The organism is Roseixanthobacter pseudopolyaromaticivorans, assembly GCF_043195145.2.
GTDB lineage: Bacteria > Pseudomonadota > Alphaproteobacteria > Rhizobiales > Xanthobacteraceae > NCEH01.
Genome location: NZ_CM195539.1, coordinates 1,809,241 through 1,820,001, shown reverse-complemented (window position 1 = coordinate 1,820,001; position 10,761 = coordinate 1,809,241). Strand labels below are relative to the sequence as shown.

Here is a 10,761-nt window from a genome sequence, read left to right as displayed (position 1 = left end):
GGGAGATTGGTTCCGCAGCGCAATGGCGGCATCACGGCGCGTTCGCGACCGCTCTGCGGCGATGCTCAGAAATGACTGAAACTAAGCCGTTCCAGAACCATGGGATTGCCGGCCGGATCGAGCAGATCCAGGCCGCTTTGCGCCCGCGTCTCGCCGATGATGGTGCAGGGCACACCGGCCGTCTGCGCCGCCGCCAGAAAGGCATCGACCTCGGCAAGCGGGATGGTGGCGGCGATCTCATAATCGTCGCCGCCGGTTAGGGCCGTGGCGAACAGGGCCGGTTCTGCGGCGATGGCGGCCCGCGCCGCCTCCGAGAGCGGCACCCGCGCGGCGAAGATCCGCCCGCCGCAGCCGGAGGCCGAAAGCATCTTCGCGACATCGCCGATGAGCCCGTCGGAGACATCCATGCCCGCCGCCGCATGGTCGCGCAACGCGCCGGCCAAGGGGAGGCGCGGCTGCGGATGAAGATAACGGTCGGCGAGATGCGCGATATCCTTCGTATCCAGGCCGGCGAAGCCCGCACGCGCGGGATCGAGCCGCCATTGCAGCCCCAGCGCCGCATCGCCGATGGTGCCGGAAACGATAATCGCCTGATCCGGCCGGGCACCCGTGCGGGGCACGAAGCGACCGCGCGGCACGGCGCCGAAGGCGGTGATCGAAAGGGTCAGCGGCCCCGGCGTATGCACCGTGTCGCCGCCGAGGATGGGGCAGTCGTAAAAATCCGCATCGGCGCCGAGGCCCGCGGAGAAGGCTTCCATCCATGCGCCGGTCACGTCGCGCGGCAGGGCCAGCGCGAGCAGCGCGCCGAGCGGGCGGGCGCCCTTGGCGGCAAGGTCGGAGAGGTTCACCCGCATCACCTTGCGGGCGATGGAGGCCGGCGGGTCGTCGGGAAAGAAATGCACACCCGCGACCACCGCATCCTTGGTGAGGACGAGGTCGCAATCGGCCGGCGGTGTGAGGATGGCGGCATCGTCCAGCAGCCCCCGCGCGGCGGCGTCCGTGGCGATGGGCCGGAAATACCGGCCGATGAACTCATCCTCGCCCGAACCGCCGTCCGCGACCATCTCAATCGGTTCCGTTGCGGGCGAACTCGCTGGCGCGCAGGTCACGCGCGAGAGCATCCAGCACGGCATTGACCATGCCGGTCTCGTCACGGTCGAGGAAGGCGCCGGCGACGTTGACATATTCGGCGATCACCACGCGGGCCGGCACATCCGGACGCGAGGACAGCTCAAACGCACCCGCGCGCAGCACCGCGCGCAGCACCACTTCCACGCGGCGCAGCGGCCAGCCGTCGGAGAGCGCCTTGTCCACCATGGGATCGAGCGTGCGCTGGTCGCGGACCACGCCTTCCACCACGTCCTTGAACAGGGTCACGTCGGCGTCGGGATATTGCGTGCCCTCCACCTCCTGCCCGAGCCAGTGGCTCTGGAACTCGGCGAAGATCTCGTTCACCGGCGTGCCGGCCACGTCCATCTGGTAGAGCGCCTGCACCGCGCCCAAGCGGGCGAGGCTTTTGCGCATGGGTTTCGGCGCGGTCTCGCTCATTCCGACACCCGGCGCTTGAGGCGCAGCAGATTGAGCGCCGCCTCGGCCGCCCCGCCGCCCTTGTTGCCCTCGGAGACGCGCGCGCGCTCCCAGGCCTGCGCCTCGGTATCCACGGTGAGGATGCCGTTGCCCACCGGCATCGCATGGGCGAGGCCGAGGTCCATGAGGCCGCGCGCGGATTCGCCCGCGACGATCTCGAAATGATAGGTCTCGCCCCGGATGACGCAGCCGAGCGCCACGACGGCGTCGATGGGCGTATCGGTGATTTCCGCGCCGTCCATGGCGATTTCGGCGGCGATGGGGATTTCCAGCGCGCCGGGCACCGTTACCACCTCGACCTCGACCCCGGCCGCTTCCAGCGCGGCGCGCGCGCCGGCGAGCAGTTCGTCGGCCAAGGCCTCGTAATAGCGGGCTTCCACAATGAGCACCCGCGCGCCGGAAACCGGCTCCGCCGCGGTGCCTGCGCGCTCGTTGCGCGTGCTGACCATGTCAAATCACTCCTGAATTGGGCGCGAGGGGTACTCGCCGCGAGGGAACTCCGCAAGTCGCGCCGCATAGCGCGCCATCAGGTCCACTTCGAGATTGACGTCGTCGCCGGCCTTCACGCCCCCCCAGGAGGTGACCGCGAGGGTGTGGGGGATGAGCAGGCAGGTGAAAAAATTGCCATCCACGGTGTTCACCGTGAGCGAGGTGCCATCGAGGCAGACCGAGCCCTTCGCGGCGATGAAGCGGGCGAGATCCGCCGGCGCCTCGAAGGTGAATTTGGTGGTCTCGGCAAAATCCTCCCGCGCCGCGACCCGCGCCATGGCGTCCACATGGCCGGTCACGATATGTCCGCCGAGTTCCGCGCCAATGGCCAGCGCGCGCTCCAGATTGATGCGCCGCCCCGCCTGCCATTGCGCCACCGTGGTGATGGCCAAGGTCTCAGGCGCCGCATCCACCGTGAAGAGGCTGCGCCGGGGGCCGCCCTCGCGCACCGCCGTCACCGTGAGGCAGACGCCCGAGCAGGCGATCGACGCGCCGATGGCGATGCCGGCGGGATCATAATCCGAGGCGATGACAAGGGTGCGCACCTCGTGATGCGCGGTCACCTCGGTGAGAAGGCCAAGATCCGTGACGATGCCGGTGAACATGGTGTGCGTCCAAATCCATATGGGCCCGGCCGTGCCGTCATCCCCCGCGGGAATGCGCGTGGCACCGCCCGGCCTCGGCGGCGGGCGCGCCAGGGTGCGCCGCAAAAGCCAGATGTCACGCCCTTAGAGCATGTCGCGGCGAAAATCGCGTCCCTTTTTCGCGATGGCGCAGCGCCGCAGCGCATGGCGCCCCTGCGTGTGGCGCGGACGGCGGCGCCGCGGCCTCACCGCCGGCGCAGGCGCATCAGATGGTCGGGGCCGAGGTCCGCATGCTCGACCTCGACGAAACCCACCGGCGCGGTGAGGCGCTCCAGCGCCCGGCCCGGCAAGGCGTCGAGCGCGTCGGGGCCGAGCGGGCGCGCACCGCGCAGCAGCGCCACCTCGTCCACGAGGCCAGCATCCAGCAGCGCGGCCGCCAGATGCGGGCCGCCTTCCACCATGAGCCGCGTCACGCCCAGCAGCCCGAGCAGATGCAGGCTCGCGCCAAGATCGAGCCGCCCGTCGCCCGCGCGCGGCACCCGCAGGACTTCCAGGCCGAGGTCCACCAGGATACGTTCGGGGCCGAGCGGGGCATCCTCCGCGCACACCACCCACACCGGCACCTCCTGCGCGGTGCGCACCAGAGCGGAGGACGGCGGCAGGCGCAGGTCGCTGTCCAGCACCACGCGCACCGGCGAACGCCCTTCCAGGCCCGGCAGGCGGCAGGTGAGCATGGGATCGTCGGCCAGCACGGTGCCGATGCCCACCATGATGGCATCGTTGTGGGCGCGCATGAGATGGACGCGGGTGCGCGCCTCTTCCCCCGTGATCGCCGCCGGGCGCGGGCCGGGTAGTGCCGCCTTGCCGTCAGCGGAAACCGCCATCTTCAGCAGCACATGCGGCCGTCCACGCGTGACACGGCTGATGTGCCCGGCATGATCTTCCAGGGCCTGTTCGGCGCCGACCCCCACCGTCACCCAGATGCCGGCGGCCCGCAGGCGCGCGACGCCCCGGCCCTTCACACGATGGTCGGGATCCTCGATGGCCGCCACCACACGGCTAATGCCGGCGGCGACCACCGCATCCGCGCAAGGGGGCGTGCGGCCGTGATGGGAGCAGGGTTCGAGCGTGACATAGAGCGTCGCGCCGCGTGCGCCCTCCCCCGACTGCGCCAAGGCAAGAGGTTCGGCGTGGGGCCGGCCGGCGGGCGCGGTGCCGGCGGCGCCGAGGATCTTCGGCCCGTGCTCCGTCTGCCGCACCACGAGCGCGCCGACCGAGGGATTGGGCCAGGTGCGGCCGAGGCCCTCCTGCCCGACCAGCAGCGCCTCAGCCATCAGCCGCTCGTCTTCCTGCGGGGAGATGACCGCCTCAGGGGCTGCCATGGGATCAGTCCTCGTGCGCCGCGGAAGCCGACTTGGGTTCGCCGGCGCCCGGCTTGGGCTCGCCGTCCGACGACAGCTCGCCGAGCAGGCTTTCGAAATCTTTCGCTTCGCGGAAATTGCGATAGACCGAAGCAAAACGGACGTAAGCCACGTCGTCGATCTGCTTGAGGCCTTCCATCACCAGTTCGCCGATGGTCTCGGAGGTGATGTCGCTGTCGCCGAGGCTTTCCAGCTGCCGCACCAGGCCGGAGAGCATGCGCTCCACCCGCTCCGGCTCCACCGGCCGCTTGCGCAGGGCGATCTCCACCGAGCGGGCGAGCTTGTCCCGGTCGAACGGGACGCGCCGGCCGGACCGCTTCAGGACCATGAGCTCGCGCAATTGCACGCGCTCGAACGTGGTGAAGCGGCCGCCGCAATCGGGGCACACCCGGCGGCGGCGAATGGCCGTGTTGTCCTCGGTCGGCCGGCTATCCTTCACCTGGGTGTCCAGGCTTCCGCAGTACGGGCACCGCATGTTGGATAGCTCCCCGGCGCCCCCGCGCTCAGCTGTAGATGGGGAAGCGCGCCAGAAGCTCGGCCACTTTCCCGCGAACCGCCTGTTCCACCAGGCTATCCTCGTCCGTGCCCTTCTGCGAGAGCACGTCGAGGACTTCCGCGATCATGTGGCCCACCTGTTGGAATTCCGCCACCCCGAATCCGCGCGTCGTCCCCGCCGGCGTACCGAGACGCACGCCCGAGGTGACGAACGGCTTTTCGGGATCGAAGGGAATGCCGTTCTTATTCGTGGTGATGTGGGCGCGCCCCAGCGCCGCCTCGGAGACCTTGCCGGTCAGCCGCTTGGGCCGCAGGTCCACCAGCATCAGATGGGTGTCGGTGCCGCCGGAGACGATGGCGAACCCGTGGCCGCGCAGCGTGTCGGCAAGCGCCTTGGCGTTCTCCACCACGTTCTTCGCATAGATCTTGAACGAGGGCTGGAGCGCCTCGCCGAAGGCCACCGCCTTGCCGGCGATGACATGCATCAGCGGGCCGCCCTGGATGCCCGGGAAGATCGCGGAATTGATCTTCTTGGCCAGATCCTCGTCATTGGTCAGGATCATGCCGCCGCGCGGGCCGCGCAGAGTCTTGTGGGTGGTGGTGGTCACCACATGGGCGTGCGGGAACGGGCTCGGATGCGCGCCGCCTGCCACGAGGCCGGCGAAATGCGCCATGTCCACCATCAGCTTGGCGCCCACCGAATCGGCGATGGCGCGCATCTTGGCGAAATCGATGATGCGGGGATAAGCCGAGCCGCCGGCGACGATCACCTTGGGCTTGTGCTGGTCGGCGAGCTTGGCCACTTCCTCATAGTCGATGCGCTGGTCATCCTCGCGCACGCCATAGGCGATGGGGGTGAACCACTTGCCGGACATGTTCACGGGCGAGCCGTGGGTCAGGTGTCCGCCGGCCGCCAGATTGAGACCCAGAAACGCATCGCCGGGCTGCATGAGGGCGAAGAACACGGCCTGATTGGCCTGGCTGCCGGAATTGGGCTGCACATTGGCGAAGCCGCACCCGAACAGCTTCTTCGCCCGGTCGATCGCGAGATTTTCCGCGACATCCACGAACTGGCAGCCGCCGTAATAGCGCTTGCCCGGATAGCCTTCGGCATATTTGTTCGTGAGAACCGAACCCTGCGCTTCCAGAACCGCGCGCGAGACGATGTTCTCGGACGCAATCAGTTCGATTTCCTCGCGCTGGCGACCGAGCTCCGCCGTAATCGCGGCGGCGATCTCGGGATCGCTCTCCGAGAGCGGCGCGGAGAAGAAGCGGTTCAGATCCTCCGTGACGGAGGCGCGGTTCGCGTCGAGCGAGGCCATGAAGGTGGTCTCCGAGGGTTTCGCTGCGCCGGCTCGCGGCACGGCTGGCGCGAACTTGGGCAGGGGTGGTCGCTTAGCACAGGGTTGCGGCCAAGTCCAAAGCCCCACCCCACCTTTCCGGCACGGCAGGGCTGCGCGGGCCGAGGGGCGTGCGCGGCGCGCGCTCCCTCGCCTCACGTATTGCACCGTCAGCGCGGGTTGAAGTTCACCGGCACGGTGAGGCTGATGGTGCTGCCGGTGACTTCCGGCGGCGGCGCCGGCACGGGCGAGGCGCGCTGGATCAGCGAAAGCACCTCCCGGTCCAGGGCGGCGGAGCCGGCGGAGCCGGCAAGGCTCGAGGACACGACCCGCCCCGAGCGGTCGATGGTGAAGCGCAGGCGCGCCATGCCCTTGTCGCCATTGGCGTCGGAGGGATAGCGCTTATAGCGGTTGAGGTGCGCCATCAGCTGTCCACGCCAGGTCGCCTGCGCCGCCGAATTCGCGGAGGACGCACCGATGGCCGGCGCCGCGGCGGTGGTCGCCACCGGCGCATCGGTCTTCGGCGCGGCGGTGGTTGCTGGCGCGGCGGGCTTGCGACTCGCCTTCTTTTTCGGCGGCTCGGGCTTTTCCTGCGGCTTCGGCTTTTCCTTCACCTCCTCCACCGGCTTCTGCTGGGGCAACGTCACCTCGGCCATGGGCGGCGGCGGGGGAAGCTCGAACACTTCCTCCACCTTCTCCATCACCTGCTGCTCGGGCGGCGGGGGCGAATCATCCGGGGTCTCTGGGGCGTCGGGCACCGGGTCCGGTGCTTTCACCATGGGCGGGCCGGGCGCGACATCGGGCGTTTCGGTCGGCGACGACACCGCGAGATCGGCCAGCTCGATCACCATCGCCGCCGCCGGAAGATCGCCCTCCTGGTCGCGCTGCCAATAGAGGCCGATATAGACCAGCGCCCCGTGGATGAGGAAAATCACCAGAGCCGCCAGAGCCCAGCGCGCGATGAAGCCCAGCACCTCCGCCCGCGTCGGATGATGCCAGTGGAAATGGGGATGGTGGATCGAGGTCACCGCCCCGCCCCAGGCCCAGCGGACACGGGCGCCGCGGAAGGCGGCGCCGCTGGTGCAGTGGCCGGCAGCGCAGGCGCGGCGGCGCCCGTGGTCGCGCCTTCCAGCCCCACCAGAGCCACCTTCAGATAGCCCGCATTGCGCAGCAGGTTCATCACTTCCATCACGTCGCCATAGGGCACGGAGCGGTCGGCGCGCACGAACACGCGCTGCTGCTTGTCGCCGTTCGAGGCGGCATCCAGAACCCGGCCGAAGCCGTCGCGCGGCACCTGGTCATTGCCCAGCGAAAGGGAAAGATCGCTCTTCACCGTCAGAAACAGCGGCTTGTCCGGTCGCGGCTGCGGCTGGGCGTTGGAGGTCGGCAGGTCCACCTGCACGTCCACGGTGGCCAAGGGAGCGGCGACCATGAAGATGATCAGCAGCACGAGGATGACGTCGATGAACGGCGTGACGTTGATTTCGTGGTTTTCGACGAGATCGTCCCCGCCGAGATCGAGCTTCGCGGCCATGGCTCACTCCGCCGCTGCGCGCAGGGACGGCGCCATGATGCCGGCCTCCTGCCGGTCGAGGTCACGCGAGAGGTGCCGCAGCACTTCGGAGGAGGAATCCCCCAGCGTCGCCTTGTAATTGGCGATGGCGCGCGCGAACACGTTGTAGATCACCACCGCCGGAATGGCGGCAACCAGGCCGATGGCGGTGGCGAGCAGCGCTTCCGCAATGCCCGGCGCCACAACGGCGAGATTGGTGGTCTGTGCCTTCGAGATGCCGATGAAGCTGTTCATGATGCCCCAGACGGTGCCGAACAGCCCGACGAACGGCGCCGTCGCGCCGATGGTGGCCAGAAGGCCCGTGCCCACCTGCATGCGGCGCGTGGCATAGGCATCGATCCGGCTCAGCGAAATCGCCACGCTCTCCTTGATGCCTTCCGCCGGCAGGCCGCGCGAGGCCTCGAGTTCCGCCAGGGCGGCGCGCACCAGGCGGTTGGTGGTGGTCTTGGCGGTGCCGAGCGCGCCGGCGGCCGGCAGGAGCCCGCTGGATTTGCGCAGGATCTTGAGCCCGCGCCGGGCCTGCGCCAGCGCCATGAAAAGTTCGAGCACCTTCACCACGGCCACGGTCCAGGTGACCACGGATGCGAAGGCAAGCCCGAGCATCACCGCCTTCACCACCAGATCCGCCGCCATGAACATGCCCCACGGCGAAAGATCGTGCGGCAGGATCAGGGACGCGGAGGTCGCCACGGGCGCTTGATGCGCGGCATCGGGTGCGGTGTTCGTCGCCGGCTGGGGGGCGCTGGCGGCCGGAGCGCCGAGCGCAGGCGTTCCAGGAGGCGCCGTCGGCGCCATGGGCTGGGCGGCATTCGATACGGGAGCGGGTTTTGCAGGACCTGCCGTCAAAGCCGGCGTCGCGGGTTGCGCGGGCGTGGAAGCAGAGGGAGCCTGCGGCAGCGGCTGCTGCGCCATCACCGCGCCGGGCGCCGCAAAGGCGCAGGCCAGGACCAGGGAAAAAATCGAACCCCAACGGACGCACGCGCTGGGCATGCATGAAAATTCGCGTGTCGTCATCGCGCTTCACCGGCAAGAAAAAGAAAGCTGGTTTGGCTGGCGACCCGCAAAGGGGATTGGCTGGCTGCCCATTCATTACGCCATCGGGCGAGCAACGTTAAGCCTTTTTCGCCGCTGCGACCATGCGCGCCAATACCGCAACGTCATGACACTCTTCTTGCATGGGCCCGCCGAACGCTCGGACGAAAGCCTGCGGACGGCTCCTCCAAGCGGCGCTCCCGGCGTGCTGGCCCCCACTTCCATCAAGCCGCGCGTCCCCACGGCGGAAGGCGGCACCGGCACGATCCGCCGCTGCGGCGCGGGGATTGCCAGTTTCGTGTTCCGGCGCGGGATTGACGCCGCCCCTATCCTCGCTTAACGCGTCGGCGCTCCTGACACTGATGGAAACGCGCCCCGCGCCATGGCCGAACTCGCGCCGAAGACTTCGCCTCGTATTTCGTTCGTCTCGCTTGGCTGCCCGAAGGCGCTGGTGGACAGCGAACGCATCATCACGCGCCTGCGCGCCGAAGGCTATGAACTCTCCCGCGGCCATGACGGCGCGGACCTCGTGATCGTCAACACCTGCGGGTTTCTGGACAGCGCCAAGGCGGAGAGCCTTTCCGCCATCGGCGAGGCGCTGGCGGAGAACGGCAAGGTGGTCGTCACCGGCTGCATGGGCGCCGAGCCGGAGCAGATCCGCGCGGTGCACCCGAGCGTTCTCGCCATTTCCGGCCCCCAGCAATATGAGAGCGTGCTCGCCGCCGTGCACGAAGCCGTGCCGCCGCAGCATGATCCGTTCCTGGATCTCGTGCCCGAGCACGGCATCAAGCTGACCCCGCGCCATTATGCGTATCTGAAGATTTCCGAAGGCTGCAACAATCGCTGCACCTTCTGCATCATCCCCAAGCTGCGCGGCGACCTTGTGAGCCGCCCCCTCGCCGATGTGATGCGCGAGGCCGAGCGCCTCGTCGCCGCCGGGGTGAAGGAACTGCTGGTGATCTCGCAGGATACCTCGGCCTACGGCGTCGACATCAAATATGCCGAGAGCCTGTGGCGCGATCGCGAACGCTCCGCCCGCTTCTTCGATCTGGCCGAGGCGCTGGGCGAGCTCGGCGCGTGGGTGCGCCTGCATTATGTCTATCCCTATCCCCATGTGGACCGGGTGATGGACCTGATGGCGAGCGGCAAGGTGCTGCCCTATCTGGATATTCCCTTCCAGCATGCGAGCCCGACGGTGCTCAGGCGCATGAAGCGGCCGGCGTCGCAGGAGAAGACCCTGGCGCGCGTGCAGGCTTGGCGCGCGGCGGTGCCGGACCTGACCTTGCGCTCCACCTTCATCGTCGGCTTTCCCGGCGAGACGGAGGAGGAATTCACCGAGCTGCTGGACTTCCTGAAGGAAGCCGAACTCGACCGCGTGGGCTGCTTCAAGTTCGAGCCGGTGGCCGGCGCCCCCGCCAACGCCCTCGCCGATCCGGTGCCCGACGAGGTGAAGGCCGAGCGCTACGATCGGTTCATGAAGACCCAGCAGGCGATTTCCGCGCGCCGCCTCAAGCGCAAGGTGGGCACGCGCCAGCAGGTCATCATCGACAGCGTCGGCCCGGCCGGCGCCATCGGCCGCACCAAGGGCGACGCGCCGGAGATCGACGGGCGCGTGCATGTCGCCTCGCGCCGTCCGCTGCGGGTGGGCGAGATCACCACCGTGAAGATCGATGCGGCGGACGCCTATGACCTGCGGGGCAGCGCCGTCGGCTTCTGAGACGCAAGCCGGCCAAAAGAAAACGCGGCCGGCAGAAGCCGACCGCGTTCACACATCACGCAAATTCAATCGAGACGAAGGGGTTCAGCCCTCGTCCTCGTCATTGTGCTCGGGCGGCACGAGGCCCTGGAGGCCGGCCAGAAGCTCCTCCTCGGTCATGCGGTCGAGCACGATATCGGTATCGTCGCTGGAGCCCACGCTGGAGGCGATCATCGGCACCGTCTCGGGTTCCGGCTCGTCCACCTCGGTGTACTTCTGCAGGGTGTGGATGAGGTCTTCCTTCAGATCCTCGGGGCTCACCGTCTCATCCGCGATTTCACGCAGGGCAACGACCGGGTTCTTGTCGTTGTCGCGGTCGACCGTGATGGGCGCCCCGGAGGAAATCATGCGGGCGCGGTGGCCGGCGAGGAGAACCAGCTCGAAACGGTTGTCGACCTTGTCGATGCAGTCCTCAACGGTGACACGGGCCATGGGCTCGGCACTCCCTCGTGCGCGGTAGAATAAGGTAGGATATTAGTTTGAA

At 68.5% G+C, this 10,761-nt stretch carries 13 protein-coding genes; 2 read left to right on the top strand and 11 right to left on the bottom strand.

The features are described from left to right. Positions 1 to 65 precede the first annotated feature (65 nt). The 10 genes from thiL to exbB all read right to left on the bottom strand — a co-directional run bounded on the left by thiL (position 66) and on the right by exbB (position 8,284). On the bottom strand, positions 66 to 1,064 hold the full coding sequence (thiL, locus tag V5F68_RS08780; RefSeq protein WP_394012108.1) for a thiamine-phosphate kinase: 999 nt from the start codon (positions 1,062 to 1,064) through the stop codon (positions 66 to 68). A 1-nt stretch (position 1,065) separates the two neighbouring features. Continuing rightward, positions 1,066 to 1,548, bottom strand: a complete 483-nt coding sequence (gene nusB / locus V5F68_RS08775; RefSeq protein WP_394012106.1) for a transcription antitermination factor NusB — start codon at positions 1,546 to 1,548, stop codon at positions 1,066 to 1,068. Continuing rightward, complete coding sequence (ribH, locus tag V5F68_RS08770) at positions 1,545 to 2,036, bottom strand: 6,7-dimethyl-8-ribityllumazine synthase (RefSeq protein WP_394012104.1); 492 nt, start codon at positions 2,034 to 2,036, stop codon at positions 1,545 to 1,547. Before ribH ends, nusB begins: the two co-directional genes overlap by 4 nt. A gap of 6 nt (positions 2,037 to 2,042) precedes the next feature. Further along, the gene (locus V5F68_RS08765) at positions 2,043 to 2,681 is read right to left on the bottom strand and encodes a riboflavin synthase (RefSeq protein ID WP_394012102.1); all 639 of its coding nucleotides are present in this window, start codon (positions 2,679 to 2,681) and stop codon (positions 2,043 to 2,045) included. 224 nt (positions 2,682 to 2,905) lie between these two features. Continuing rightward, entirely contained in the window at positions 2,906 to 4,042 is a 1,137-nt protein-coding gene (ribD, locus tag V5F68_RS08760; protein WP_394012100.1) for a bifunctional diaminohydroxyphosphoribosylaminopyrimidine deaminase/5-amino-6-(5-phosphoribosylamino)uracil reductase RibD, read from the bottom strand. 4 nt (positions 4,043 to 4,046) lie between these two features. Beyond that, entirely contained in the window at positions 4,047 to 4,556 is a 510-nt protein-coding gene (nrdR, locus tag V5F68_RS08755; RefSeq protein ID WP_394012098.1) for a transcriptional regulator NrdR, read from the bottom strand. A 28-nt stretch (positions 4,557 to 4,584) separates the two neighbouring features. Then, positions 4,585 to 5,898 (bottom strand): serine hydroxymethyltransferase, encoded by a 1,314-nt coding sequence (gene glyA, locus V5F68_RS08750; RefSeq protein WP_394012096.1) that lies wholly within the window; start codon positions 5,896 to 5,898, stop codon positions 4,585 to 4,587. A 188-nt stretch (positions 5,899 to 6,086) separates the two neighbouring features. Beyond that, positions 6,087 to 6,944, bottom strand: coding sequence for an energy transducer TonB family protein (locus V5F68_RS08745; RefSeq protein ID WP_394012094.1), 858 nt, complete (start codon positions 6,942 to 6,944; stop codon positions 6,087 to 6,089). Then, positions 6,941 to 7,450, bottom strand: a complete 510-nt coding sequence (gene exbD, locus V5F68_RS08740) for a TonB system transport protein ExbD (RefSeq protein ID WP_394012092.1) — start codon at positions 7,448 to 7,450, stop codon at positions 6,941 to 6,943. Before exbD ends, V5F68_RS08745 begins: the two co-directional genes overlap by 4 nt. 3 nt (positions 7,451 to 7,453) lie before the next feature. After that, the gene (exbB, locus tag V5F68_RS08735) at positions 7,454 to 8,284 is read right to left on the bottom strand and encodes a tonB-system energizer ExbB (protein ID WP_509274686.1); all 831 of its coding nucleotides are present in this window, start codon (positions 8,282 to 8,284) and stop codon (positions 7,454 to 7,456) included. On the opposite strand from exbB, the gene V5F68_RS08730 reads away from it, so the two are divergent. Both V5F68_RS08730 and rimO read left to right on the top strand, forming a co-directional pair. Next, positions 8,283 to 8,861 carry a hypothetical protein gene (locus V5F68_RS08730; protein WP_394012088.1) on the top strand — a complete coding sequence of 193 codons (579 nt, stop codon included), beginning with the start codon at positions 8,283 to 8,285 and terminating at the stop codon, positions 8,859 to 8,861. The two genes, exbB and V5F68_RS08730, sit on opposite strands and share 2 nt — an antisense overlap. A 42-nt stretch (positions 8,862 to 8,903) precedes the next feature. After that, entirely contained in the window at positions 8,904 to 10,238 is a 1,335-nt protein-coding gene (gene rimO / locus V5F68_RS08725; RefSeq protein WP_394012086.1) for a 30S ribosomal protein S12 methylthiotransferase RimO, read from the top strand. A gap of 84 nt (positions 10,239 to 10,322) precedes the next feature. On the opposite strand, the gene rpoZ is transcribed toward rimO, so the two are convergent. Then, on the bottom strand, positions 10,323 to 10,709 hold the full coding sequence (gene rpoZ / locus V5F68_RS08720) for a DNA-directed RNA polymerase subunit omega (RefSeq protein WP_348848380.1): 387 nt from the start codon (positions 10,707 to 10,709) through the stop codon (positions 10,323 to 10,325). Positions 10,710 to 10,761: the final 52 nt, after the last annotated feature.